The 25,797-nt window shown below is 67.0% G+C and carries 23 protein-coding genes; 7 read left to right on the forward strand and 16 right to left on the reverse strand.

Going from position 1 to position 25,797, the window contains the following annotated elements:
- Window position 1: 1 nt before the first annotated feature.
- From AC50X9_RS03505 to AC50X9_RS03520, 4 genes are all read right to left on the reverse strand, one after another.
- Window positions 2-811, reverse strand: a complete 810-nt coding sequence (locus AC50X9_RS03505) for a CoA transferase subunit A (RefSeq protein WP_494890284.1) — start codon at window positions 809-811, stop codon at window positions 2-4.
- A 39-nt stretch (window positions 812-850) separates the two neighbouring features.
- A complete protein-coding gene (locus AC50X9_RS03510) occupies window positions 851-2,014 on the reverse strand; it encodes an acyl-CoA dehydrogenase family protein (protein WP_494890286.1) in 1,164 nt (387 codons plus the stop codon).
- 94 nt (window positions 2,015-2,108) lie between these two features.
- Window positions 2,109-4,355, reverse strand: a complete 2,247-nt coding sequence (locus tag AC50X9_RS03515) for an acetyl/propionyl/methylcrotonyl-CoA carboxylase subunit alpha (protein WP_494890288.1) — start codon at window positions 4,353-4,355, stop codon at window positions 2,109-2,111.
- Between the two features lie 7 nt (window positions 4,356-4,362).
- On the reverse strand, window positions 4,363-5,970 hold the full coding sequence (locus AC50X9_RS03520) for a carboxyl transferase domain-containing protein (protein ID WP_494890290.1): 1,608 nt from the start codon (window positions 5,968-5,970) through the stop codon (window positions 4,363-4,365).
- Between the two features lie 152 nt (window positions 5,971-6,122).
- Here AC50X9_RS03520 and AC50X9_RS03525 point away from each other — a divergent pair, with 152 nt between their 5' ends.
- Window positions 6,123-6,785 carry an SACE_7040 family transcriptional regulator gene (locus tag AC50X9_RS03525; RefSeq protein ID WP_494890292.1) on the forward strand — a complete coding sequence of 221 codons (663 nt, stop codon included), beginning with the start codon at window positions 6,123-6,125 and terminating at the stop codon, window positions 6,783-6,785.
- 605 nt (window positions 6,786-7,390) lie between these two features.
- On the opposite strand, the gene AC50X9_RS03530 is transcribed toward AC50X9_RS03525, so the two are convergent.
- The 3 genes from AC50X9_RS03530 to pdhA are packed head-to-tail and all read right to left on the reverse strand — an operon-like array spanning window position 7,391 to window position 10,997.
- Window positions 7,391-8,812, reverse strand: a complete 1,422-nt coding sequence (locus tag AC50X9_RS03530) for a dihydrolipoamide acetyltransferase family protein (protein ID WP_494890294.1) — start codon at window positions 8,810-8,812, stop codon at window positions 7,391-7,393.
- Window positions 8,809-9,819 carry an alpha-ketoacid dehydrogenase subunit beta gene (locus AC50X9_RS03535; RefSeq protein WP_494890296.1) on the reverse strand — a complete coding sequence of 337 codons (1,011 nt, stop codon included), beginning with the start codon at window positions 9,817-9,819 and terminating at the stop codon, window positions 8,809-8,811. Before AC50X9_RS03535 ends, AC50X9_RS03530 begins: the two co-directional genes overlap by 4 nt.
- Window positions 9,819-10,997, reverse strand: coding sequence for a pyruvate dehydrogenase (acetyl-transferring) E1 component subunit alpha (gene pdhA, locus AC50X9_RS03540; RefSeq protein ID WP_494890298.1), 1,179 nt, complete (start codon window positions 10,995-10,997; stop codon window positions 9,819-9,821). The genes AC50X9_RS03535 and pdhA overlap by 1 nt, the downstream gene beginning before the upstream one ends.
- A 195-nt stretch (window positions 10,998-11,192) precedes the next feature.
- On the opposite strand from pdhA, the gene AC50X9_RS03545 reads away from it, so the two are divergent.
- Complete coding sequence (locus tag AC50X9_RS03545) at window positions 11,193-11,666, forward strand: Lrp/AsnC family transcriptional regulator (protein WP_494890300.1); 474 nt, start codon at window positions 11,193-11,195, stop codon at window positions 11,664-11,666.
- A gap of 196 nt (window positions 11,667-11,862) precedes the next feature.
- On the opposite strand, the gene AC50X9_RS03550 is transcribed toward AC50X9_RS03545, so the two are convergent.
- Window positions 11,863-13,479: a monocarboxylic acid transporter gene (locus AC50X9_RS03550; RefSeq protein ID WP_494890302.1), complete on the reverse strand. Its 1,617-nt coding sequence runs from the start codon at window positions 13,477-13,479 to the stop codon at window positions 11,863-11,865.
- Window positions 13,476-13,856 carry a DUF485 domain-containing protein gene (locus tag AC50X9_RS03555; RefSeq protein WP_494890304.1) on the reverse strand — a complete coding sequence of 127 codons (381 nt, stop codon included), beginning with the start codon at window positions 13,854-13,856 and terminating at the stop codon, window positions 13,476-13,478. Before AC50X9_RS03555 ends, AC50X9_RS03550 begins: the two co-directional genes overlap by 4 nt.
- Window positions 13,857-14,096: 240 nt before the next feature.
- Between AC50X9_RS03555 and AC50X9_RS03560 the strand changes: the two genes are divergently transcribed.
- From AC50X9_RS03560 to AC50X9_RS03575, 4 genes are read left to right on the forward strand one after another with little or no spacing between them, the layout of a single operon-like run.
- The gene (locus AC50X9_RS03560; RefSeq protein WP_494890306.1) at window positions 14,097-15,314 is read left to right on the forward strand and encodes a sensor histidine kinase; all 1,218 of its coding nucleotides are present in this window, start codon (window positions 14,097-14,099) and stop codon (window positions 15,312-15,314) included.
- 35 nt (window positions 15,315-15,349) lie between these two features.
- On the forward strand, window positions 15,350-16,069 hold the full coding sequence (locus AC50X9_RS03565) for a LytR/AlgR family response regulator transcription factor (RefSeq protein ID WP_494890308.1): 720 nt from the start codon (window positions 15,350-15,352) through the stop codon (window positions 16,067-16,069).
- A complete protein-coding gene (locus AC50X9_RS03570) occupies window positions 16,066-16,458 on the forward strand; it encodes a DUF485 domain-containing protein (RefSeq protein WP_494890310.1) in 393 nt (130 codons plus the stop codon). The genes AC50X9_RS03565 and AC50X9_RS03570 overlap by 4 nt, the downstream gene beginning before the upstream one ends.
- A 7-nt stretch (window positions 16,459-16,465) precedes the next feature.
- Window positions 16,466-17,932, forward strand: a complete 1,467-nt coding sequence (locus tag AC50X9_RS03575; protein WP_494890312.1) for a sodium/solute symporter — start codon at window positions 16,466-16,468, stop codon at window positions 17,930-17,932.
- A 6-nt stretch (window positions 17,933-17,938) separates the two neighbouring features.
- Here AC50X9_RS03575 and AC50X9_RS03580 read toward each other — a convergent pair whose 3' ends face one another.
- The 6 genes from AC50X9_RS03580 to rpsB form a co-directional block, all read right to left on the reverse strand.
- Window positions 17,939-18,517, reverse strand: coding sequence for a DivIVA domain-containing protein (locus tag AC50X9_RS03580; RefSeq protein ID WP_494890314.1), 579 nt, complete (start codon window positions 18,515-18,517; stop codon window positions 17,939-17,941).
- A gap of 76 nt (window positions 18,518-18,593) precedes the next feature.
- On the reverse strand, window positions 18,594-19,514 hold the full coding sequence (locus tag AC50X9_RS03585) for a phosphatidate cytidylyltransferase (RefSeq protein ID WP_494890316.1): 921 nt from the start codon (window positions 19,512-19,514) through the stop codon (window positions 18,594-18,596).
- Entirely contained in the window at window positions 19,514-20,071 is a 558-nt protein-coding gene (frr, locus tag AC50X9_RS03590; protein WP_494890318.1) for a ribosome recycling factor, read from the reverse strand. Before frr ends, AC50X9_RS03585 begins: the two co-directional genes overlap by 1 nt.
- A gap of 115 nt (window positions 20,072-20,186) precedes the next feature.
- Window positions 20,187-20,924 carry a UMP kinase gene (gene pyrH, locus AC50X9_RS03595; RefSeq protein ID WP_494890320.1) on the reverse strand — a complete coding sequence of 246 codons (738 nt, stop codon included), beginning with the start codon at window positions 20,922-20,924 and terminating at the stop codon, window positions 20,187-20,189.
- 182 nt (window positions 20,925-21,106) lie between these two features.
- Window positions 21,107-21,943: a translation elongation factor Ts gene (gene tsf / locus AC50X9_RS03600; RefSeq protein ID WP_494890322.1), complete on the reverse strand. Its 837-nt coding sequence runs from the start codon at window positions 21,941-21,943 to the stop codon at window positions 21,107-21,109.
- A 158-nt stretch (window positions 21,944-22,101) separates the two neighbouring features.
- Complete coding sequence (gene rpsB, locus AC50X9_RS03605; RefSeq protein WP_494890324.1) at window positions 22,102-23,010, reverse strand: 30S ribosomal protein S2; 909 nt, start codon at window positions 23,008-23,010, stop codon at window positions 22,102-22,104.
- Window positions 23,011-23,589: 579 nt separating this feature from the next.
- Here rpsB and AC50X9_RS03610 point away from each other — a divergent pair.
- Window positions 23,590-24,198 carry a M23 family metallopeptidase gene (locus AC50X9_RS03610; RefSeq protein WP_494890326.1) on the forward strand — a complete coding sequence of 203 codons (609 nt, stop codon included), beginning with the start codon at window positions 23,590-23,592 and terminating at the stop codon, window positions 24,196-24,198.
- 100 nt (window positions 24,199-24,298) lie between these two features.
- On the opposite strand, the gene AC50X9_RS03615 is transcribed toward AC50X9_RS03610, so the two are convergent.
- Window positions 24,299-25,489, reverse strand: coding sequence for an acyl-CoA dehydrogenase family protein (locus AC50X9_RS03615; protein ID WP_494890328.1), 1,191 nt, complete (start codon window positions 25,487-25,489; stop codon window positions 24,299-24,301).
- Between the last annotated feature and the right edge of the window lie 308 nt (window positions 25,490-25,797).

Below are 25,797 nucleotides of genomic sequence, written 5' to 3' on the forward strand. Positions count from 1 at the left end.
CCTAGGCTCCTGACTGGTCTGTTGCTGTGGCTGGGGCTGACGTGCCGGGCGTGGGCGCTGAGGCGAGTGCCACCGTGCGCTTTTCGATCCGCTTCTCGACGTCGGCCACGAGCACCACACGCTGGACGAAGATGCCCGGAATGTGGACGTGTTCGGGGTCCAGTTCCCCCGGCTCCACGAGTTCCTCGACCTCGGCGATGGTGATCCTTCCCGCCATCGCGCAGAGCGGGTTGAAATTCATCGCGGTGGCGTGGAAAACGAGGTTGCCGTGGCGGTCGCCCTTCCAGGCGTGGATCAGGCCGAAATCAGGGGTCAGCGACTCCTCGAGGACATAGTCGGCGCCGTTGAAGCTGCGCACCTCCTTCGCGGCGGAAGCGATCGCGATGCTGCCGTCGGCGTCGTACTTCTGCGGCAGGCCGCCGTCGGACACCTGGGTGCCGACGCCGGCCGGGGTGTAGAAGGCCGGGATGCCGGCGCCGCCGGCGCGCAGCTTCTCGGCGAGGGTGCCCTGCGGGGTGAGGACCACTTCGAGCTCCCCGGCGAGGTACTGCCGGGCGAATTCCTTGTTCTCCCCCACGTATGAGCTGACCGTGCGGCGGATCCGGCCGTCCCGGAGCAGGATCCCGAGTCCCCAGTCGTCGACGCCGCAGTTGTTGCTGACAGTCTCCAGGTTTGTGGCGCCGCTCTGGTGCAGGGCATCGATCAGGGCGACCGGAATGCCGCAGAGGCCGAAACCGCCGACGGCGAGCGAGGCGCCGTCGTGGATGTCCGCGACGGCCTCGGCTGCGCTGGCAACAACTTTGTTAATCATCGTTGATCCTTCGTTCGACGGTTGCGGCCAGCGGGCCGGTTAGAGCCCCAGTTCGCGGGCGATCAGCATCAGCTGGACCTCCGTGGTGCCCTCGCCGACTTCAAGGATCTTGGAGTCGCGGTAGTGCCGTGCCACGGTGAATTCGTTGATGAAGCCATAGCCGCCGAACACCTGGGTGGCGTCCCGCGCGTTGTCCATGGCTGCCTCGCCTGCGACCATCTTAGCGATGGCCGCCTGCGTCTTGAACGGCTTTCCGGCGAGCATCCGGGCGGCCGCGTCGTAGTAGGCCAGGCGGGCGGTGTGGGCCCGGGCTTCCATCCGGGCGATCTTGAACGCGATGGCCTGGTACTTGCCGATGTTCTGCCCGAACGCGCTGCGCTCCTTGGCGTATTTCACCGACTGGTCCACGCAGCCCTGGGCCGCGCCGACGGCCAGCGCCGCGATCGCGATCCGGCCCTCGTCGAGGATGGAGAGGAAGTTGGCATAGCCGCGGCCCTGGGCACCAAGCAGGTTCGCCTCGGGGACGTGCACGTTGTCTAGCGTCAGCGGGTGGGTGTCCGAGGCGTTCCAGCCGACCTTGTTGTAGGCCTTCTCGGCCTTGAAGCCGGGGGTATTGGTAGGCACCAGGATGGTGGAGATTTCCTTCTTGATGCTGCCGTCCGGGCGTTCCTCCTGGCCGGTGACCGCGGTGACGGTGACGAGGCGGGTGATGTCGGTGCCGGAGTTGGTGATGAACTCCTTGTTGCCGTTGATGACCCACTCACCGCCGCCCAGCTTGGCAGTGGTTTTGGTGCCGCCTGCGTCCGATCCGGCTTCCGGTTCGGTCAGGCCGAAGCCGGCGAGCGCCTTGCCGGAGGCCAGCAGCGGCAGCCACTCCTCCTTCTGGGCGGTGGTGCCGAAGCGGTGGATCGGCATTGCGCCGAGCGAGACGCCGGCCTCCAGGGTGATGGCGACGGACTGGTCCACCCGGCCAAGCTGTTCCAGGGCGAGGGCCAGGGCAAAGTAGTCTCCGCCCATGCCGCCGAATTCCTCCGGGAACGGCAGGCCGAACAGGCCCATGTCGGCCATCTGGGAGACGACCTCGTAGGGGAAGCTGTGTTCCTCGTCGTGCTTGGCGGAAACGGGGGCCACGACCTCGTCGGCGAATTCGCGGACGGTGTTGCTGAGGTCCTGGTAATCCTCGCTGAGTTCAAAATCCGGCATGGTGACTCCTTTGTCTGTGGTGATGTCTGTTCTGCTGTCGGTGCTGCTGTCTTAGAACTGCGGAACCCACTTCTGGTGCTGAAGCTGCTGAGTGTTACTCCGCCGCGCCCATGGCGATGACGGCTTCCTCGATGGTGTCCTCGGCTTTCGACTGTTCTGCCGGCACGGCGGGGTGGATGGTCGCGAGGACCTGGTCCGCCTTCACGAGGTCGCCGGAGCTGATGCTGATGTGCACGGTCCCGTCCAGCGGCGCCACCAGCTGGTGTTCCATCTTCATCGCCTCCACGGAGAGCAGCACCTGGCCGGCCTCCACGGTGTCGCCGTTGCTGACGGAGACGGAGACGACGGTGCCGGGCATCGGCGAGCGCACCGCCGGGTCGGCTGCGCCCTCCTCGCGCTCGACGGCGGCGAGCACCCGGGCCAGCCGGGTCTCGCGGGTGAGCACTTCGAGCTTGCAGGACCAGCCCTCGTTGCCGAGGAAGAGTTCCGTGGGCACGCCGGGCACCGGGTTGTCCCAGCTCGGTGTGACGGGTCCGGTGTAGACGGGCGCAAGACGGTAGACCCGGGCCGTACCGTCCAGGGTCAGCACAATGTCGTTGCGCCTGTTGAACTGCAGGGACGCCCGGCGTTCCGGGCCGCCGCCGACCGCCACGGTCACTTCGGCCGAGGTTGCGCTGCCGTGCACGTACACGGAGGCGACGCCGCCGTCGGGTGTTCCCAGGCTGATCCGGCGTGGCGCCTGCGCGCCGAGACGCCAGCCGTCGCGGCGCTGCCAGGGACCGTCAGCGGCGGCGGTGTTGTGCTCTTCCATGGCCAGCGCATAAACAGCCGCGGCCACCAGCTCGAAGTCGTCCACGCGCCGGAAGCCGAAGTCGGGCATCTTGCGTTCAATCAGGCCGGTGTCCAGCCGGCCAGCCCGGACGTCGGCGTCGTTGATCAGCAGACGCAGGTATTCGACGTTCGTGTCCACGCCCAGCGCGGTGTACCCGGCGAGCGCTCCGTCCAGGGCGTCCAGGGCTGCGGTGCGGTCCTCTCCCCACGCAATGACCTTGGAGATCATCGGGTCATAGCTCGACGAGATCTCGAGGCCCTGCACCAGGGCGGAGTCCACCCGGACGCGGCCCTGGCCGGCCACGACCTCGGTCCTTTCCGGGGCGCTGGGCCGTGGTGCGGGGCCGGGCAGTTCATCCAGCAGGAGGACATGTCCGGTGGAGGGCAGAAAGTTCCGTTCCGGGACTTCGGCGTAGACCCGTGCCTCGACGGAGTGGCCGCGGAGGACGACGTCGTCCTGGCGGACGGTCAGTTCCTCGCCGGCGGCGATCCGTACCTGCCATTCGACCAGGTCGACGCCGGTGACCATCTCGGTGACCGGGTGCTCGACCTGCAGACGGGTGTTCATCTCCATAAAGAAGAACTCGTCCGGGGCGTCGTCGGAGACCAGAAATTCCACGGTTCCGGCGCCGCTGTAGTTGACGCTGCGGGCGGCGTTGCACGCGGCCTCGCCGATCCGGGCGCGGACGCTGGCGCCGTCGGGCAGTGATTCCAGCAGCGGGGACGGGGCTTCCTCGATGACCTTCTGGTGGCGGCGCTGCAGCGAGCATTCGCGTTCCCCGAGTTGGATGACGTTGCCGTGGTTGTCCGCGAGGACCTGGACCTCGATGTGCCGCGGGGTCAGGACCAGGCGTTCCAGGAACAGCGTGTCGTCGCCGAAGGCGCTGGCCGCGACCCGGCGTGCGGTAGCCAGCGTCGCCTCGAGGTCCTCGGGCCGTTCGACGATGTGCATGCCCTTCCCGCCGCCGCCGGCGGAGGGCTTGATCAGCAGCGGGAAGCCAACGCCGGCCGCGGCCTCGACCAGCTGCGCGTCCGTCATCCCGGGTTCGGCGATGCCCGGAACCACCGGCACGCCGTAGCCGATGACGTGGTTCTTGGAGCGGATCTTGTCCCCCATGACATTGAGGGATTCGACGCCGGGACCGATGAACGTGATGCCGGCCGTTTCCAGGGCGCGGGCGAAGTCGACGTTCTCGCTGAGGAAGCCGTAGCCGGGGTGCACGGCGTCGGCGCCGGTCTCGCGGCAGGCCTGGATGATCGCCTCGATTTTGAGGTAGCTCTCGGCCGCGGCCGCCGGGCCGATCCGGACGGCGACGTCGGCCTCCCGCACGTGCCGGGCTCCGGCGTCGGCGTCGGAATAGACGGCGACGGAGCGGATGCCGAGGGCGCGCAGGGTGCGGATGACGCGGCAGGCGATCTCGCCGCGGTTGGCGACGAGCACGGTGCCGAAGAGCGGTGTGGCGGCCCGGGGCATCACGGGCGCCGGCTGGGGTGTGGAGGAAAAGGTCATTGCTGGCTCACATCCGGAACAGGCCGAAGGAGGTCTCCGGCAGCGGGGTGCGGGAGACGACGTCGAGCGCCAGTCCCAGGACGGTGCGGGTGTCCGCGGGGTCAATCACGCCGTCGTCCCAGAGGCGGGCGGTGGAGTAGTAGGGGCTGCCCTGGTCCTCGTACTGGGCCTTGATCGGGGCCTTGAACGCTTCCTCGTCCGCGGCGGACCATTCCTCGCCGCGGGCCTCGTACTGGTCCCGCTTGACGGTCGCGAGGACGCTGGAGGCCTGGTTGCCTCCCATCACCGAGATCCGGGACGCCGGCCACATCCAGAGGAAACGCGGCGAGTAGGCCCGGCCGCACATCGAGTAGTTGCCCGCGCCGAAGGACCCGCCGATCACGACGGTCAGCTTGGGCACGCGGGCGGTCGCGACGGCGGTGACCATCTTGGCGCCGTTCTTGGCGATCCCGCCCTGCTCGTAGTCCTTGCCGACCATAAAGCCGGAGAGGTTCTGCAGGAAGATCAGCGGGATGCCGCGCTGGTCGCAGAGCTCGATGAAGTGCGCGCCCTTGAGCGAGGACTCGCTGAATAGCACGCCGTTGTTGGCCACGATGCCGACCGGGTGGCCGTGCAGTTTGGCGAAGCCGGTGACCAGGGTGGTGCCGTAATTCTTCTTGAACTCGTGGAAACGGCTGCCGTCCACCATGCGGGCGATGACCTCGCGGACGTCGTACTGCGCGTTCACGTCGGTGGGGACGGCGCCGTAGAGCTCCGAGGGGTCCGCCAGGGGTTCGGCGACGGTGTCGATCTCCCAGGCGGGGGCGGCCGGGCGGGGCAGGGTGGAGACGATGTCCCGGACGATCTGGAGGGCATGCTCATCGTTCTCGGCCAGGTGGTCGGTGACGCCGGAGATCTTGGCGTGCACGTCGCCGCCGCCGAGCTCCTCAGCTGTGACGATCTCGCCGATCGCGGCCTTCACCAGTGGCGGTCCGCCCAGGAAAATGGTGCCCTGGTTGCGGACGATCACGGTCTCGTCGCTCATCGCGGGAACGTAGGCGCCCCCGGCGGTGCACGATCCCATCACGGAGGCGATCTGCGGGATCCGGGCCGCGGACATCTTGGCCTGGTTGAAGAAGATCCGGCCGAAGTGCTCCTTGTCCGGGAAGACCTCATCCTGCTTGGGCAGGAACGCCCCGCCCGAGTCCACGAGGTAGATGCAGGGCAGCCGGTTTTCCAGGGCGATTTCCTGCGCCCGGAGGTGCTTTTTCACCGTCATCGGGTAGTAGGTGCCGCCCTTGACCGTGGCGTCGTTGGAGATGACCAGCACCTGCCGGCCGTGGACCAGGCCGATTCCGGCAATCACGCCGGCGCCGGGCGAGTCGTCGTTGTACATGCCGTTGGCGGCCAGCGGCGCGATTTCCAGGAACGGGCTGCCCTCGTCCAGCAGCTGGTCGATGCGTTCGCGGGGCAGGAGCTTCCCGCGGTCCACGTGGCGTTCCCGGGACTTCTCGGGCCCGCCCAGGGCTGCCGTGGCAAGCCGCTCCTTCAGCTCCCGGGCCAGCCCCAGCTGGGCCTCGCGGTTCGCGGCGAAGCCGGCGCTCGTGGCGTCCACCTGGCTGGCGATTGTCTCCATTGACTGCTTCCGTTCTCGGCCTTCATGCTGGTGACCTGTAGTGCGGCCGTTCCAGCCACTTCGGTTAGTACCGCATAACTGAGATTTAGGTTAGTCTCTATTAACTGTGATGTCCACCACGGGGGCAGATATTTGAGAAGAGGGATGTGTCGGTGACCGAACCCAGCGAGGCGGGCCAGACCGGCACGCACTCTTCAGCAGCCCCGGTATTCGCCACCCAGCGCAGCCAAGCCAAGGAGATCCGCCGCCAGGCGCTGCTCTCCGCGGCGGCCACGCTGTTCGCCGCCAACGGGTTCAACCGCGTGTCCCTGGAGGACCTCGGCGCGGCCGCCGGAGTCAGCGGCCCAGCGGTCTACCGCCATTTCGTCGGCAAGCAGGCCGTTCTGGGCGCCCTGCTGCTCAGCGTCAGCCAGGACCTGCTCGACGGCGGCCGGCAAGTGATCGCCGCTTCCGACGGCGCCGGCGTTGCGCTGCGCGGGCTGGTCGAGTTCCACGTGGACTTCGCGCTCAGCAACCCCGACGTCATCCGCGTTCAGGACCAGGACTTCAGCAACCTCGCCGACGACGACCAGGCCGAGGTCCGCACGCTGCAGAGGAACTATGTGGAACTCTGGGTTGAAATCCTTGCCGGGCTGCACCCCGACACCGAGGCCGCCGAGCTCCGGATGCGCGCGCACGCCACCTTCGGCCTGATTAACTCCACCCCGCACTCGGTGCGCAGCCACGGGCGGCGGATCACGGTCAGGCGGGCCCGGCCGCTGCTGCAGAGCATGGCCCTCGCGGCACTGATGGCCCCCGCCGCCCCGCTCGGCTAACCTATCCCCGGGGCAACCACTCCGCTCTACTGACTCGACCCCGGGCAGCCACCCCGCGCGCCCAACGCCCCGCAATCCAGCCCAACCCCCGGGCCCGACGCCCCGCAATCCAGCCCAACCCGCGGACCCAACGCCCCGCAATCCAGCCCAACCCCCGGGCCCAGCGCGCTCCGGGGGCACATTGGCTCGGACACGCCCTGAATACTGTCGCCGGCGTCGAACTATCAACCCGAAGTGCCCCCGGACGGATACTGCCAGCCGCCAGCCATAGCCCGGAGAGGAACCCGGCCCTGGGAACAAGGCCGCCGGCACCGCCCTGGCATTCAGCACCCGCGGCCAGGAACCCCGTGGCACCCTTGCGGACCCGCCGCCCCTTAATTCCTTCCAGAGCCGCGAGCCCAGCGCGCTCCGGGGGCACATTGGCTCGGACACGCCGTCGAGTATGCCGCCGAAGTCGATTTCCGCGCCCAAAGTGCCCCCGGACGGATGCAACCTCTGCAGACCAGGCAACCCGGAGACCATCCAGCCCGGAAAGCCGGGAAGAACACAGCTGCCGGCCGCCCCTTTTGGAAGGGCAGCCGGCAGCATCTGTGCGTTCAGGTTCGCTAGACCATGGCGAGGGCCATGCCCGGATCGGACAGGATGGCGCCGAGGTCCTGCAGGAAGCGTGAGCCCTGCTCGCCGTCAACCAGGCGGTGGTCGAAGGACAGGCTGAGCGTCATGACCTGGCGGAGCGCCACCTCGTCCTTGTACTCCCACGGCATCTTCCGCACCGCACCGAGGGCAAGGATGGCGGCCTCGCCCGGATTGAGGATGGGCGTCCCCGCATCGATGCCAAAAACGCCGATGTTGGTGATGGAGATTGTTCCCCCCGAGAGCTCGGCCGGACTGGTCTTGCCCGCGCGCGCCGTGTCCGTCAGTTCGGTCAGTGCCGTGGAGAGCTCCATCAGGGACTTCCGGTCGGCGTCCTTGATGTTCGGCACGGTCAGCCCGCGCGGGGTGGCGGCCGCGATGCCCAGGTTCACGTAGTTGTACTGGACAATCTCCTGGTTCGCCTCATCCCACCGCGTGTTCAGCGTGGGGTGGTTCTTCAGCGCAATCAGCACGGCCTTGGAGACGATGGTCAGCGGCGTCAGCTTGTACCCGGCAAACGCCCGGCTGGACTTGAGCCGGTCCAGCAGCTCCATGGTCGGCGTGACGTCGATGGTCAGGAACTCCGTGACGTGCGGCGCGGTGAAGGCACTGGAGACCATGGCTGCGGCCGTGAACTTCCGCACGCCCTTGATCGGCGTCCGGGTTTCCCGCTCACCCTGGGCCGGCGCCGGTGCGGACACGCGCGCGAGGTCGCGGGGCGCGGCCGGAAGGTCTCCCCCGCCGACGAAGTTGCTGACGTCCTCCCGGGTGATAAGCCCGAACTCCCCGGTGCCGGTGACCAACGCGAGGTCGACGCCGAGATCCTTGGCCAGCTTTCGCACCGGCGGTGTGGATCGCGGGCGCTCCGCCGGCTCGGGCGCGGGCTCGGTGGTGACGCGCTCGACCACCGGAACGGCCGAAGCAGCAGGAACGGCCGGAGCAGCAGGTGCCACCGGAACAGCCACGGTAGTCGCCGCCACGGCTGGCACCGGGGCGGCGAAGCTGCGGGCGCGGCGGGCCGGCCGGCCGGAGCTCTCCAGAACGGCGCCGTAACCGACGAGGTTCGGTTCGCGCTTGGCGGCAGCCCCGTCCGAGGCGGACCCGGCAGCCGACCCGGCAGCGGAGCCGGGGCCGCCGTCGTCGCCCTCGACTTCGAAGGAAACGATCGGCTTCCCGACCTCCACCACGGAGCCGGGCTGTTCGTGCAGGGCCGCGACGACACCGGCGAACGGGGAGGGAAGCTCGACGACGGCCTTGGCCGTTTCCACCTCGGCGATGATCTGGTTGAGCGCGACGGTGTCACCCACCGCGACCTTCCACGCGACGATTTCCGATTCGGTGAGACCCTCGCCGAGGTCCGGCAGCCTGAATTCCTTGATCATGGTGGCGCTCATCCTTCCAGCCCGCTCAGGGAGTTGGGGCGGCCGAGGGCACGGTCGACGCCGTCGAGGATCCGGTCCAGGCTCGGGAGGTGGTGCATTTCCACCTTGGAGTACGGGTACGGGACGTCGAAGCCGGTGACCCGGACCGGGGCCGCCTCGAGGTGGTAGAAGCAGCGCTCGGTGATGCTGGCGGCAACCTCGGCGCCGAGGCCGCCGGTCTGGGAGGCCTCGTGCGTGATGACAAGCCGGCCGGTCTTCCGGACCGAGGCCTCCAGGGTCGCGAAGTCCAGCGGCGCGAGTGAGCGCAGGTCGATGACCTCGATCGAGATGCCCTCGTCGGCGGCGGCGAGCGCGGCGTCCTTGGCGGTCTTGACGAGCGGGCCGTACGCCAGGAGCGTCACGTCCTTGCCTTCGGTGACGACGCGGGCCTTCTCCAGCGACAGGGCGGCGCTGAGGTCCAGGGACTCGTCCACCTCTCCCTTGTCGTGGTAGCGGCGCTTGGGTTCGAAATAGAGCACCGGATCATCCGAGGCGATGGCCTGCTGGATCATCGTGTGGGCGTCCTGCGGGTTGGAGACGCTGACGACGCGCAGACCCGAGGTGTGGGTGAAGTAGGCCTCGGGTGATTCGGAGTGGTGTTCCGGGGAGCCGATGCCGCCGCCGAAGGGCACGCGGATGGTGATGGGCATCTTGACCGCACCCTGGGTGCGGTAGTGCATCTTGGCGACCTGGCTGACGATCTGGTCGAACGCGGGGTAGATGAAGCCGTCGAACTGGATCTCCACCACGGGGCGGTAACCCCGGTAGGCGAGGCCGACGGCGGTCCCCATAATGCCGGACTCGGCCAACGGCGTGTCCACGACGCGGTGTTTGCCGAAGTCCTTCTGCAATCCGTCAGTGACCCGGAAGACGCCGCCGAGGGCGCCGATGTCCTCCCCCATCAGGATTACCTTGGGGTCGTTCTCCAGCGACTTGCGCAGGCCCGAATTGATGGCTCGGGCAAAGGTCATCTGTGTCATCAGCGTGCACCTTCTTCAGTAGCGGCTTCCGCGGGATCGCCGAAGGAGGCCAGGTAACGGGAATAGTGGTCCTGCTGGCGGTCCAGCGGGGCATGCGGCGTGCTGTAGACGTGCTTGAAGGTGTCCAGCGGCTGCGGATCGGGCATGTTGATGGTGCCGGACCGCAGCACCTTGGCGACGGCGTCGGCTTTGGCGGCGACGGCGGCTTCGAGTTCGTCGGTGAGCAGGCCCTTGCGGTCCAGCAGGGTCTTCAGCCTCGCGATCGGGTCCTTGGCGGCCCAGTCCTCGAGTTCGTTCGCGTCCCGGTAGCGGGTGGGATCATCCGCCGTCGTGTGCGGTCCCATGCGGTAGGTGACGGCCTCGATGAAGGTCGGGCCGCCGCCATGGCGTGCCCGGTTGAGGGCGATGCGGGTCGCTGCCATCACGGCCAGGACGTCGTTGCCATCCACCCGCATGCTGGGAATGCCGAAGCCCGCCGCACGGTCCGCGATCTGAATGTGGGACTGCAGCCGGACCGGCTCGGAAATCGCCCAGTGGTTGTTCTGGCAGAAGAAGACCACCGGGGCCTGGAAGCTGGCAGCAAACACCAGGGCCTCGTTGACGTCGCCCTCGCTCGTTGCGCCGTCGCCGAAGTAGGCCACGGCGACCGAATCGGCGCCGTCGTTCTGGATTCCCATCGCATAGCCGGTGGCGTGCAGCGTCTGGGCGCCGATGATGATCTGCTGGGTTGCGACGTTGACCGTGAAGGGGTCCCAGCCCGCCAGGGCGTTGCCCCGCCAGGCTTTAACGATGGCCTCCGGCTGGACTCCGCGGCAATAGGCCACCCCGTTGTCGCGGTAGCTGGGGAAAACGAAATCGTCGTCACGGAGGGCCCGTGCCGAACCGATCTGGGAGGCCTCCTGGCCCAGCAGCGGCGGCCAGAGGGCAAGTTCACCCTGGCGCTGCAGTGCGGTGGCCTCGGCATCGATCCGGCGGATGACCACCATGTCTTCGTAAAGCGCGCCAAGCTGCTCGTCAGTGACGTCCTGGACCCAGGGGTCGAACTCGGGATGGCTTACGCGTTCACCCCCGGGGGTGATGAGTTGGACGAGATCCCCGCCCGACCGCCTGTTTGATTCTGCACTGTTCCCGGGCCCGCCGGCGGCAATGCCGCCCTTGCCCGCGTCGTCGGTAAACACTGTTGTCCGCACCTTCTGACGTCGTCTGACCGGAACTCGCGGGACTCGTGATCCCGGTGCGCACCGGCCGACCGGGCGCCGTTGCCCCGGATAGTTGTGACCCTACTCACAATGCTCATTGGGTACAACCACCCGCGCAAAAGTTGAGCATTCTGCACTGTCCGGCATCGGTGCACCGTGCTAATCTTGCGCATTATGCAACCCTTGGATGGCACCGACACCCGACTGCTTTCAGCCATGGCCCGGGACCCCCGCCGGACGGTGGTGGCCCTGGCGCAGAAGCTGGGTTTATCGCGGAATACCGTGCAGGCCCGGATGGCCCAGCTGGAGAAGAATCACGTCTTCCTGTCCTTCGAGCGCCGCATCAACCCGGCCTCGCTGGGCTACCCGCTGATGGCCTTCATCTCGGTGCACGTCCAGCAGCAGAAGCTTGGCACGCTGGCGGTGGAACTGGCTGATATTCCGGAGATCCTGGAGGGCTACGGCCTGACCGGCTCGGCGGATCTGCTGTTGCGGGTGGTGGCGCTCGACGCCGAGGATCTGTTCCGGATCAACGGCAAGATCCTGGCCTGCGGCGGGGTGGACCGGACGGATACCGCCCTGGCCATGAGTGAAATGATCCCGTTCCGGCTCCAGCCGCTGCTGGAACGCGGCTCGGCCGAAGGCTGACGGCTAACGGCTAACGGCTAACGGCTAACGGCTAACGGCGGCATGATGGGCCGGGCCGGGCCGGAAGGATTGGAATGGCGGCTCGGCCGGGCACCTTCGAACGGAAAAACAGCAGGAGCCCCCGTGCGGTTGCACGGGGGCTCCTGCTGTTGGTCAGCCGGCGGGGATCACCTGCTGTTGTTGCAGCGGTTGGTGCTTAGTGGTCGGTGGCCTTTTCGGCGCCCACACCCGTGAGGGAGCGGACTTCCATTTCGGCCTGCTTGGTGGTGTCTTCCAGCCGCTTGTCCAGTACCGAACCGAGCCAGCCCAGGAAGAATGCGAGCGGGATGGAGACGATACCGGGGTTGCTGAGCGGGAAAATCGCGAAGTTGGCGCCCGGGATCATGGACGTCTTGGCACCCGAGACCACCGGGGACAGCGCGATCAGGAGGATCGCGGAGCCGAGCCCGCCGTACATGCTCCAGATGGCGCCCTGGGTGGTGAACTTGCGCCAGAACAGCGAGTACAGGATGGTGGGCAGGTTGGCCGAGGCCGCCACCGCGAAGGCAAGCGCCACGAGGAACGCCACGTTCTGGCCGTTGGCGAAGATGCCGCCGACAATGGCCAGTAGGCCGATGACGACCACGGTGCGCCGCGCCACCTTGACCTCGGTGGCGGCGTCGGCCTTGCCCTTGGCGATAACGCTGGCATAGATGTCGTGGGCGAACGATGCCGCCGCGGTGATCGTCAGGCCGGCGACGACGGCCAGGATGGTGGCGAAGGCTACCGCCGAGATGAAGCCGAGCAGCAGCGGCCCACCGAGGTGGAACGCCAGCAGGGGCGCGGCGGAGTTGACGCCGCCCGGGGCACCCTTGATCGTGTCAGCGCCAACCAGCGCCGCGGCACCGAAGCCCAGGACCAGGGTGAACAGGTAGAACAGGCCGATCAGCCAGATGGACCAGACCACGGACTTGCGGGCTTCCTTGGCGGTCGGAACCGTGTAGAAGCGCATCAGCACGTGGGGCAGGGCCGCGGTGCCAAGCACGAGGGCCAGGGCCAGGGACATGAAATCGATCTTGGAGGTTTCAGTCTTGCCGTACTGCAGGCCCGGGTTAAGGAGGTTCTGGTTTCCGGAGGCTTCCACCGCGCCTCCCAGCAGGGAGGAAAGGTTGAAGCCGTAGATGGCGAGGACCCAGAGGGTCATCACGGCTGCTCCCGCAATCAGGAGGACGGCCTTGATGATCTGGACCCAGGTGGTGCCCTTCATGCCGCCGATCAGTACATACATGATCATCAGGGCGCCGACGACGATGATGACCAGCGCCTGTCCGCCCCAGTCGCTGATGCCCAGAAGCAGGGAGATCAGGGTGCCCGCTCCGGCCATCTGGGCCAGGAGGTAGAAGAAGCAGACCACGAGGGTGGAGATGGCCGCCGCGATGCGCACGGGGCGCTGCTTGAGCCGGAAGGAGAGGACATCGGCCATGGTGAACTTGCCGGTGTTGCGGAGCAGTTCGGCCACGAGCAGCAGGGCGACGAGCCAGGCGACCAGGAAGCCGATGGAGTACATAAAGCCGTCGTAGCCGTTGATGGCGATGGCGCCGGTGATCCCCAGGAACGAGGCCGCCGAGAGGTAGTCGCCTGCGATGGCGGTGCCGTTCTGAGATCCGGTGAAGGACCGTCCGGCGGCGTAGTAGTCGGCGGCCGTCTTGTTGTTTTTGCTTGCCTTGACCACGATGATCATCGTGATAGCCACGAACAAGCCGAAGATGGCCATGTTCAGCAGCGTGGTTTCCTTGAGAGCCGCAACGTTGACTGCGGGAACCATAAACGTCATTTCTTAACCCCGCTGATCTGGTTGCCATGCTGGTCGAATTCGTGGCCTTCGATTTCGTGGCGGATTTCCGCTGCGATCGGGTCAAGCTTGCGGTTCGAGTAGCTGACGTACGCGCCCGTGATGGCGAAGGTGGACACGAACTGGGCCAGGCCCATGATCAGGCCGACGTTGATGTTGCCCCAGACCTTGATGGACATGAACTCCACCGCGTAGTCGGCCAGCAGGACATAGGCGAAGTACCACAGCAGGAATGCTACGGCCATCGGAAAGACAAAGCTGCGGTGACGCTTGCGCAGTTCCTGGAACCGCTTCGTCGACTGGACTGCTTTAAAGTCCACGGCCGCCGCAGCGTCCGGTTCTTGGGCTTCGTTACCCATCGTTCCTCCTCATTGAGAGTTGTGTGTCCACACCGGCTGCCTTGGCCTGCTCCCAACAGCCCACCGGCCAATGTGACTGCAATCACTGTCTCGCGTGATGGGACTTACATTCCATAACCGCCGCACTCTGCGTCGCTCAACGGTCGCGATGCTGCGCTCAACGGCACGATCTGCATAGCCGGGGCAGCCGTCGAGCACCCTTCGCTCCCGTGGCTGCGGGCGCCGCGATACGCTGGGCCCATGCCCGACTCTCCCCTGTTCATCGCCGCCGCCATCGCCGTGATCGCGGCGGCAATCGCCGTCGTCGTCGCCGTGGGGCTGAAGGTGCTCCGGTCCTTCCGCGAGCTTGGCACCGATGCGGAACGGGCCACCTACAAGACCCTGCACACGGCGTCGCGTGCAGGTCAGCATCTGCGGACTGGGCTAAACCCGGCCGGTGCCGCCAAGGCCAGCCGGCAGCTGCGCAGCCTGTTGGGGTGCGACGCGCTGGCAATCACGGACACCACGGGCGTGCTCGCCTGGGACGGGGCCGGGGAAGAGCTGAAGCCGCTGCTGATGCAGCTCGCTGCCGGAGTGCTCGACGGCGGCCACACCGCCGTGATCCCGGCCGGTGAAGTGCAGGAACTCGCCCAGGGCGGGGCCGCCGTGGCGGCCCGCACTGATGTGGAACGCGCCGCCGTGATCGCCCCGATCAGGGCCGGGACCCGGGTGGTCGGCGTCGTGGCCGCCTTTGCCCCGGCAGCCGGCGCCGGGCTGGTCCGTGCCACCAGCGAGGTGGCCGACTGGGTCGCGGCGCAGGTGGAACTGGCCGAACTCGACGCGTCCCGGACGCTGCTGATGGAGGCCGAGGTTCGCGCGCTCCGGGCCCAGATCAGTCCGCACTTCATCTACAACTCCTTGAACGCGATCGCCTCCTTCATCAACACCGACCCGGTCCGGGCCCGGGAGCTCGTGGTGGAGTTCGCCGACTTCACCCGCTATTCCTTCCGCCGCCATGGAGATTTCACCACCCTCGCCGAGGAGCTGCGCTGCATCGACCGTTACCTGCTGCTGGAACGTGCCCGTTTCGGGGACCGCGTGCAGGTGAGCCTGCGGATCGCCCCCGAAGTGCTCAGTACCGTGATCCCGTTCCTGAGCCTGCAGCCGCTGGTGGAAAACGCGGTCCGTCACGGCCTCGAGGCCAAGGAGGGCCCCGGCCACATCTCCATCACCGCCAACGATTCCGGCGCCTTCGCCGAGGTGACCATCGAGGACGACGGCGTGGGGATGGACCCGGAACACCTCAGGGCCGTCCTGGCCGGGCACACCGACGGTGACCATGTCGGGCTGCGCAACGTCGATACCCGGCTGCGCCAGGTCTACGGCGACGAGAACGGGCTGGTGATCGAGACGGCGCCCGGGGAAGGCACCCTGATCACAATGCGTGTCCCCAAATCCCAGCCCCGCCACGACGCCTGATAGGGCCCAAACGCCTCCGGCGTTAGTCTAGATCCATGATTAATGTCCTCGTCGCCGACGACGAGCTGCCCGCTGTCGAGGAACTGGCTTTCCTGCTTGGCCGGGATGACCGGATCGGCACCATCCACCGGGCCTCCTCGGGGGCCGAGGCGCTGCGCGCCCTCGAGGTCGAGGACGTCGACGCCGTCTTCCTCGACATCCACATGCCGGCACTCTCCGGCCTGGACATCGCCCGCGTCATCGCGCGCAGCAGCAAGCCCCCCGCCGTCGTGTTCGTCACCGCGGATGAGGACTGCGCCCTGGAAGCCTTCGAGCTCGCCGCCGTGGACTACCTGCTGAAACCGGTCCGGGCCGAGCGCCTGGCACGCTCCATCGGCCGGATCAGCGAGCTGCTCAAGGACGGCGCCCCGCGGCCGGAAATGATCACCGTGGACCTGGGCGGGACGACGAAGATGATCCGCCGCGAGGACGTCACCTATGTCCAGGCGCAGGGCGACTACGCCCGGCTGCACACCGCGGACGCGAGCTACCTCATCCGTGTTCCGCTGGCCGACCTGGAACAGCAGTGGGCCGACGCCGGGTTCATCCGGATCCACCGCTCCTACCTGATCGCGCTGAACCACGTCAGCCACATGAAACTTGCCGCCGCCCGGCCCAGCGTCACCGTGGCCGGCGCGGAACTGCCGATCAGCCGGCGGCACCTGCCCTCGGTGCGGGAAAAGCTTGAGGCGACGCGGATCCGGCCGCAGGCATGACCCGGGTCCGGGTCACCGCGCCGCGCAGCATCAAACCAGGGAGCATCACGCCGGGCAGCACCGCACTGCCCTCCGCGCGGTCGGCCGCCGATTCGCGCGACGCCGCTGAGGAGTCCGACGCCGGGCAGGTGTTTGTCCGCTCGCTGATCCGCACGCAGCTGCGGCTGGGGGTTGTGGTGGCTGCGGGTTTCCTGCTGATCCTGGTCGCGTTCCCGCTGATGCTGGGACTCGTCCCCGGACTCGCGGAGTCAACGATCGCCGGACTGCCCTTCGACTGGGTATTGCTGGGGGCCGGGATCTATCCGGTGGTCGGGCTCAGCGCCTGGCTCTACGTCAGGACGGCGAACCGCAACGAGGCCCGCTACCGGGACCTCATCGGGGACAAATGAGGCGCGCATGAACCCGGTTGTCGGCGTCGCAGCCTTCGTCGCCGTCTCGGTAGCCACCGCCGTCATCGGTTTCTACGGGCTCCGGATTTCGCGCACCACCGGGGATTTCTATGTGGCCTCGCGGACCGTCAGGCCGTGGTGGAATGCCTCGGCGATTGGCGGCGAGTACCTTTCCGCGGCAAGCTTCCTGGGCGTCGCCGGGCTTATCCTGCTCTCCGGCACGGACGCCCTGTGGTTTCCGGTGGGGTACACCGCCGGGTATCTGATGCTGCTGCTCTTCGTCGCCGCTCCCCTGCGCCGCTCCGGTGCGTACACAATTCCCGACTTCACCGAAGCGCGGCTCGACTCCCGGAGGGTCCGCAGCGTCACCAGCATCGTCGTCGTGATGGTCGGCTGGCTCTACATCGTGCCGCAGCTCCACGGTGCGGCGCTGGCCATCCGGATCAGCACCGGGCTGCCGGCGTGGGTGGGGCAGGCGGCGGTGGTCGCCGTCGTCTGCATCACCGTGGTGTCCGGCGGAATGCGGTCCATCACCTTTGTCCAGGCCTTCCAATACTGGCTGAAACTGACGGCGCTGGCCGTGCCGATCCTGTTTATCGCGTTCAGTCTGGCGGGTTCCGGAACGTCCGCCGTGGCGGTGGCGGCGGCGAATCCTACGGCCGTGGCCCCGGCCGGGCTGTACCAGAACATCTCGCTGCTGGTGGCCCTGCTGTTCGGCACGCTGGGCCTGCCGCACGTGCTGGTACGTTTCTACACCAACCCGGACGGACAGTCGGCCCGCCGGACCACCCTGATAGTGCTGGGCCTGCTCTCGGTCTTCTACCTGTTCCCGACGGCGTACGGGCTGATCGGCCGGATGTTCGCCCCGGAGCTGGCGCAGAGCGGGCAGGCCGATGCGCTGGTGTTGCTGCTCCCCGGACAGCTGATTGGCGGGATCGCCGGTGACCTGCTCTCCGCCCTGGTGGTGGCCGGGGCGTTCGCCGCCTTCCTGTCCACGACCTCCGGACTGGTGGTCTCCCTCGCCGGGGTGATCAGCCAGGACCTCTTCGGCGGCAGCGTGCGCGGCTTCCGCTGGGCGGCCGTGATCTCCGCGGTGGTTCCCCTGGGATTCGCGTCCATGACGGGGTCCCTCGCGCTGGCCGGCAGCGTGGGCATGGTGTTTGCGTTCACCGCATCAACGATCTGTCCGGTGCTCCTGCTGGGCATCTGGTGGCGCGGGCTGACCGACACCGGGGCGATCGCCGGGATGGCCACTGGCGCGGTGTTGTGCGGCGGGGCGATGGTGGGCGGAGCCGTGCTGGGGGCCGGCGGTTCACCGTCGTGGCTGGCGCAGCCCGCGGCGTGGACGGTGCCGGCGGCGTTTGCCGTGATGGTCCTGGTGTCCCGTGCCACCCGGAACCGGGTGCCGCGGACCATCACCCGGCTGATGACGCGGCTGCACACCCCGGAACGGCCGCTGGTCACCGAGCGGTGACGCCGTTCAGTCGATGGCGGCCATGAGTTCGACGACGCGGTCCAGGAAGGCGTCGACCTGGCTTTCCTCATAGCCGTCCTTGCCGACGGCGGGGCGGAAGACGGCGCGGCGGACGTTGTCCACACTCAGCGGCTTGTCCTCCTCGAGGTAGCCGATCAGCTCGTAGCAGAGGTCGTCCACGTCCGTGGTGTTGTAGCTGCGTGCTTTGGCCTTGGCCGGGCGCCGGAAGCGCTGGCCGTCGGGGCGGTGCAGCCGCCCGCGCAGCAGTCCGGCGAGCCGGCCGATTTCGCGGAGCCAGGCCTCCTCGCCGCGTTCGGCGACGAGTTCGTCGCGTTCGCGCCGGGCGAGGGCGTCCTCGAGGCGGTCCAGCGCCGCGTCCACCCCGGCTGCGGCGTAGCCGCCTTTGACCGGGTCGAAGGACACCGCACGGACGTCCGCGCTGTTGACCGGCCGTGCGGCGGACTGGGGAGTTTCGAACGACACCCGGGCACGCTGCATGAACTCGTCGACTTGCTTGGCGTTGTAGCCGTACTGCGTCCGCTCCACGCGGTCAAAAGAGGCAGGGATCTGCCGGTGAATGTCCACTGTAACTGTTGTTCCTTCGATGCCGTTCGGCTGGTTTGTCCGGCTCCATTCTAGGGCCGGGGGTGGATCAGGGGCCTCAGACGCCGGCCATGACCGAGTAGAGAATGAACGCCACCGGGGAGGCGAAGACGATTGAGTCCAGCCGGTCCATGACCCCGCCGTGGCCGGGCAGGATGCTGCTCATGTCCTTGACCCCGAGTTCGCGTTTCACCATGGACTCGGAGAGGTCTCCGGCGGTGGCTGCTGCGACCATGCCCACGGCCAGCGCCACGCCGACCCACCAGGGCTTGTCCAGCAGGAAGATGGCTGCGAGCACTCCGACCACCGTGGCGCCGGCAATGGAGCCGGCGAAGCCTTCCCAGCTCTTCTTGGGGCTGATCTTCGGCGCCATCGGGTGCTTGCCCAGCGAGGCCCCGACGAGATACCCGAACGTGTCGTTGGAGACCACCAGCAGCAGGAGCGTTGCAATCTGCCACGCCCCGGGGGGAACCACGCCGTCGGGCCACAGCCCGATCGGCGTCGTGCCCACAACGGTGTGCAGCGGCAGCACCGCGAAGCTGATCAGGAACGGAATCCAGGCCAGGGTGAAGACACCGGCGAAGATGCTGCGCGCCGATCCGGCCGCGCCCTCCAGGGAGCGCCAGATCAGCACCGCGACGCTGCTGAGCATGATCGCGAACAGGAGGCTTTCGAGTCCGCCGAAGTAGGCGGCGGCCGGCATGGCGATGGTGCCCGTCATCACCGGAATGATCGGCAGTCTGGTGCCGGTCGTTTCCAGTGCCCGGAAGACTTCCCAGACGCCGAAGATCGCGAAGGTGGTGACGATCAGCACGAACCCAAGCGGAAGGAGCAGCAGTCCGCCGAGGACGAAGATGAGCATGCCCAGCCCCACCGCGATCGCGGCGGGAAGATTCCTGCCTGCCTTGGGCGTCGGGTTCCTCCGTTGTCTCCCCCGCACCCGGACGCCCGCTCCGGGGTCCCCCTGTTCCTGCGCCATTAGACCTCGAGCAGCTCGGCTTCCTTGCGCTTGAGCAGCTCGTCGATCCCGTCGACATGGGCTTTGGTCAGGGCGTCCAGTTCCTTTTCGCCACGGCTGCCCTCGTCCTCGCCCGCTTCGCCGTCCTTGACCAGCTTGTCCAGGGTTTCCTTGGCCTTGCGGCGGATGTTGCGGATGGACACCTTGGCGTCCTCGCCCTTGGCCTTGACGATCTTGACGTATTCCTTGCGGCGCTCCTGGGTGAGGTCCGGAATCGTGATCCGGATGACGTTGCCGTCGTTGGAGGGATTGGCTCCCACCTCGGAGTCGCTCAGGGCGCGCTCGATATCCCGCAGCGCCGTCTTGTCAAAGGGGGTGATGAGGATGGTGCGGGCATCCGGAACGGCGAAGGAGGCCAGCTGCTGCAGCGGCGTCGGGGAGCCGTAGTAGTCCACGAGGACCTTGTTGTAGAGGCCCGGAGTGGCACGGCCGGTACGGATCGAGGCGAAGTCTTCCTTGGCTACCTCCACCGCCTTGTCCATCTTGTCCCCGGCTTCGAGCAAGGTTTCTTCGATCACGGTCTCTCCTCAGAAATTGGTGCCCCCGCCGCTGGCGGGGTGCTGCACGGTCATGGTTGCGTTCCGCCTGCCCCGGTTTCGGGTGCGGAACGCTCTGAAAACATCCTAGCCGCTGCTACGGGGTGACGACGGTGCCCAGGTCCTCGCCCAAAATGGCCCTGGTGACGTTGCCTTCGCCTTCCATGCCGAACACCACCATGGTGAGCTTATTGTCCTTGCACATGGTCATGGCGGTCTGGTCCATCACGCGGATGTCGCGGCGCAGCGCCTCGTCGTAGCTGAGGTGGTGCAGCTTCTCGGCGGTGGGATCCTTCTTCGGGTCGGCGGTGTACACGCCATCGACGCCGCTCTTGGCCATCAGGACGACGTCGGCGTGGACCTCCATGGCGCGCTGGGCGGCCACGGTGTCGGTGGAGAAGTAGGGCAGTCCGGCGCCGGCTCCGAAGATGACGACGCGGCCCTTTTCCATGTGGCGGATGGCGCGGCGCGGAATGTACGCCTCGGCGACCTGGCCCATGGTGATGGCGCTCTGGACGCGGGTTTCGACGCCGGCCTGTTCCAGGAAGTCCTGGAGTGCCAGACAGTTCATGACCGTGCCGAGCATGCCCATGTAGTCGGCGCGGGAGCGGTCCATGCCGCTCTGCGACAGTTCGGCGCCGCGGAAGAAGTTTCCCCCGCCGACGACGATCGCAACTTCGACATCGGGAACTGCTGCCGCAATCTGCTTGGCCACGCCGCGGACGGTGTCAGGGTCAACGCCCAGCTTCCCGCCGCCGAAGACCTCGCCGGAGAGCTTCAACAGAACTCGGCGCCGGCTCTTCTTTGGCTGGGCTGAAGTGGTGACGGTTTCCATGGTGCCTTCCCGTTGGTGAACTCTGAGCTAGGTTATCGTGCTGCGGGCCAAAGGCGTCATTCCACCCGGACCCGGATCCGCCCGGGAAGCTGTCCCGGGCAAACCTGCGTGCATGCAAAAGGGGCGGCCACTACAGTGACCACCCCCTCAGCATGTCTGACTACTGTCTGACTCGTGCCTGACTAGGAACCGACGCGGAACCGCGCGAACGCGGTGCCCTTGACGCCGGCCTCGGTGAGGACCTGGGCGACAGACTTCTTGGCATCCTTGGCGAACGCCTGGTCGAGGAGGACCTCGCCCTTGTAGAAGCCCGTGACACGGCCTTCCACAATCTTGGTCATTGCCGCTTCCGGCTTGCCTTCAGCCTTTGCCGTTTCCTCGGCGATGCGACGCTCTGACTCGACGAGGTCGGCCGGAACATCCTCACGGGAGAGGTAGTTCGGGGACATCGCGGCGATGTGGACTGCGACGTCGTGGGCTGCGGTGGCAGCTGCTTCGCCTTCGCCGTCAACAGCGAACAGGACGCCGACCTGGGCCGGGAGATCCTTGGAGGTCTTGTGCAGGTAAGCGTCGACCGTTCCGCCCTCGATGCGGGCGATGCGGCGGACAACAACCTTCTCGCCCAGCACAGCGCCCTCTTCGACGACGACCTCGGACAGCGGCTTGCCGTCGACCTCGGTGGCCAGCAGGGTCTCGAGATCGGCAGCGCCGGACTCGACAGCAACAGCCAGGACCTTGTCGGCGAGCTGGATGAACTTGTCAGCCTTGGCGACGAAGTCGGTCTCGCAGTTGACTTCAATCATCACGCCAACGCCGCCGGCGACCTTGGCAGCAACCAGGCCTTCCGCGGTGGAGCGGCCTTCGCGCTTGGTTGCGCCCTTGAGACCCTTGATGCGGATGATTTCGATGGCCTTTTCGGCGTCACCGTTGGCTTCGTCAAGAGCCTTCTTGACATCCATCATGCCGGCGCCCGTGCGCTCGCGCAGAGCCTTGATATCAGCGGCAGTGTAGTTCGCCATGTGAACCCCTCTGTCTAGAAAATGTATGTGGTGTACGGACTGACAGGACGGCAGCTCACCCTGTGAGCGGCCATCCTGTCAGTTTCCCTGCACGGCGTTGAACGTGTGGGGAGATCCGGATTTATTTGTCAGCTGAGAAAAGCAGACTTTCGGTCTGACTACTTGGCTTCGCCGGCGGCGTCGTCAGCAACCGGAGCAGCTTCTTCAGCTGCCGGTGCTTCCTCTGCAGCGGCGGGGGCTGCTTCAGCCTCTGCGGCCGGAGCGGCTTCTGCGGCCGGAGCGGCAGCAGCCTCTTCTGCCTTGCTGCCTTCGAGGAGCTCGCGCTCCCACTCGGCCAGCGGCTCTTCCGGAGCTTCCGTGGTGCCGGTGGCGCGCTGGTTGCGGGCGATGAGGCCCTCAGCAACGGCGTCAGCAACAACGCGGGTCAACAGGTTGACGGAGCGGATGGCGTCGTCGTTACCCGGGATCGGGAAGTCGACTTCGTCCGGATCGCAGTTGGTGTCCAGGATGGCAACAACCGGGATGTTCAGCTTCTGGGCTTCGTCGACAGCAAGGTGTTCCTTCTTGGTGTCAACGATCCACAGTGCGGAAGGCGCCTTGGTCAGGTTGCGGATGCCACCGAGGTTGGTCTGCAGCTTGGTGAGCTCGCGGCGAAGAAGAAGCAGTTCCTTCTTGGTGTAAGCCGAACCGGCGACGTCGTCGAAGTCAATCTCTTCGAGTTCCTTCATGCGCTGGATGCGCTTGGAGACCGTCTGGAAGTTGGTCAGCATACCGCCGAGCCAACGCTGGTTGACGTACGGCTGGCCCACGCGGGTGGCCTGCTCGGCGATGGATTCCTGTGCCTGCTTCTTGGTGCCGACGAAGAGAACGGTGCCGCCGTGTGCAACGGTGGCCTTCACGAACTCGTAAGCGCGGTCGATGTAGGACAGTGACTGCTGAAGGTCAATGATGTAGATGCCGTTGCGCTCCGTGAAGATGAAACGCTTCATCTTCGGGTTCCAACGGCGGGTCTGGTGTCCAAAGTGGACGCCGCTGTCAAGCAGCTGGCGCATAGTTACGACGGGCATGCCGACGCTCCTTCCGGCAGGTCATTCATGAGACAGCCCACGGGCTGTCTTACCCTGCCAATAGTTGACGGTTGATTAGCAACACCCAGGCGGGCGGTGCTCCTGGCATCCACTGCGCTTCTTCCCCGGGCCATGGGCCCGGACCGTAAGAGGCGCAGTCCTCCGCACGCTGAAGGGTTTAAGCTTCGAATGAGGAGGGCTGGATACGCGTAGTCAGCCACTGCTCCCCCGCACCCCAGAATGAGGCGTGCCGGCTTGGACAACTGGATTGTTCAAGCGTGAGGGCACAGCAAACTGCTCCACCCAGTGTACTACAGGGCCGCGGCCGGATTGAACGGATTCGGGGTATGCCGACGGGGTTGGCTGCGGCTGTCCGGTGAACGCGGCGGCGACCGTGCCGGCGGCTTTGCGGGGCAGCTTTGGGGTCGCTGTGCGGGTCGATTTCGTGCCGCCGTCCGGGTCGTTTCGCGTGGCGCCGCGTGGGTCGTTCCGTGCCGCCGACACAAACCGCCCCCCCAAGTGTCCACATAGCGCGAAGCGCTACTTCCGACGATCCGGCGGCGGCGGCAGGCTGGGTCCATGAAGTCTCCTGCGTCCCTTGCCACCCTTGGTGCCGCCCTGCTCCTGGCGTTCGCACCCGTGACTGCGTCCGCAGGACCGGGTCCGGCAGTCCGTGCCGCGGCGGGCCCCGCGGTTCAGGCAACGGTGAGTGCTGCGGTGAGTGCTGCGGCTGGACCGGCAGACGGACCGGCCGCCGAGGCTGGCACCTGGAGCTGGCCGCTGGATCCCCGGCCAGCGGTAATTCGTGCCTTCGATCTGCCGGCCCGGCCCTGGCTGAGCGGCCACCGCGGCGTCGACCTCCGTGCCGCGCACGACGGCGTCCCGGTCACCTCGCCGGCCGCCGGCACCGTGAGCTTTGTCGGCGTTGTGGTGGACCGGCCCGTCATCACCGTTGACCACGGCAACGGACTGCGGAGCAGCTTCGAAGCGGTCCGCAGCGATCTGGGCGCGGGGGCAGCCGTCGCGGAGGGCGAAGTGCTCGGCTGGATGCAGCCCGGGCACTGCGGACCGGCGAACTGCGTTCACTGGGGTGTGCGCCGCGGAGAGGTGTACCTCAATCCGTTGGCTTTCGTGACAGACCTGCGGCCCTCCGTCCTGCTCCCGCCCCTGGATCCCGCACCCGGGTAGGCGGAGGGAGGGGCGGCTCAGGATGAAGGGCCGCGGGCATTGCTGCCGACCACCGGGCGCCTGTCGTCTTGGGGCCGAGGTGCGCTTCGGTGGCCGGTTCCTAGACGATCGCGGAGATTCCCGTGATCGCCCGGCCGGTGACGAGGGTGTTAATCTCGTGGGTGCCCTCGTAGGAATAGATTGCTTCGGCATCGGAGAAGATCTTGGCCATCTCGTAGTCCGTAACGATCCCGTTGCCGCCGAGGAGGCCACGGCCCAGGGCGACGCTTTCGCGCATCCGGGCCGTGGTGAACGCCTTGGCCAGCGCGGACTGCTCGTCCTTGGCCTGGCCCAGATCCTCCAGCTGGGAGAGCCGGACCATCATGCCCATCGAACTGACGGCATTGCCCAGGATCTGTACGAGCTGGTGCTGGACCAGCTGGAAGGAGGCGATCGGGCGTCCGAACTGGCTGCGCTCCACGGCGTAGCGGCGGGCAACGTCGAAGGCTGCCAGCTGCTGGCCGACTGCCTGCCAGGCGACGGCCAGACGGGTGACCTTGAGGACCTTGTTCGTGTCGCGGAAGCTGTTGGCGTTTGCCAGCTTGAAGAACTCGGGCACGACGACGTTGTCCAGCGTGATGTCCGCGTTCTGCACTGTGCGCAGGGAAATCTTGTTCTCGATCTTGGTGGCGCTGTAGCCCTCAGTTTTGGTGTCGACAAGGAAGCCCTTGACCTGGTTGTCGGCCAGGTCGCGGGCGTAGATGACGACCCAGTCGGAGAACGTGGCATTGCCGATCCAGCGCTTGGCGCCGTTGAGGATCCAGCTGTTGCCCTCCCGGCGCGCTGTCGTCCGGGTGCCGCCGGCGACGTCTGAACCGCCAAGGGGTTCGGTGAGGCCGAACGCGCCGATCTTTTTGAGCGAGTAGATGTCCGGCAGCCATGCTTCCCGCTGTTCCTGCGAGGCCAGAGCTTCAATGGAGCCGGTGAAGAGACCGTCATGGACGCCCAGGAACGTTGCAATGGAGGTGTCCGCGCGCGTCAGTTCAGCATGCAGGATTCCCGCGAAGAGGTTGGAGTAGCCCTGCCGCCTGACGGGGCTGACCAGGTCGATCTCGGCAAGCTTGGGAATGAGCTCCATCGGAAACTCGCCGCGGTTCCAGCAGTCGACGGCTATCGGCTTGACCTCACGGGCGAGGAATGAGCGGACTTCGGCGAGCCGGTCCTGCTCCTTGCCGCTGAGCAGCTGCTCGAAGGCAAAGAAGTCGCCGTCGGCGTACGGGAGGTTATTGATGTCGATGTCAGCTTTGGACATGGTGTTCCTTCACGTGTGATCAGCAGCGACCGGATTGACGCGGGCGTCGAGCCGGCGGAATGTTACTCACGAGTAACTTACCGCACGGTGTGGAAGCCCTGCAAGTGATGGAACCGATGCGGAGGCCCACTCCTGGTCAATCGTGTTACTGGATGGGGGCCGCCGACACATCAGGCGGGGGCCGGGAGCTATGGCAGAGCGGACCCGGAAGGGGCATCGGGAGGGCGAACAAAACGGAGCCGGGGCCGACGTCGAACGTCAGCCGCGGCTCCTGGGCGGCGGATCCCGGACGGGATACTGCCGGAAGG

The organism is Pseudarthrobacter sp. HLT1-3 (assembly GCF_059383535.1).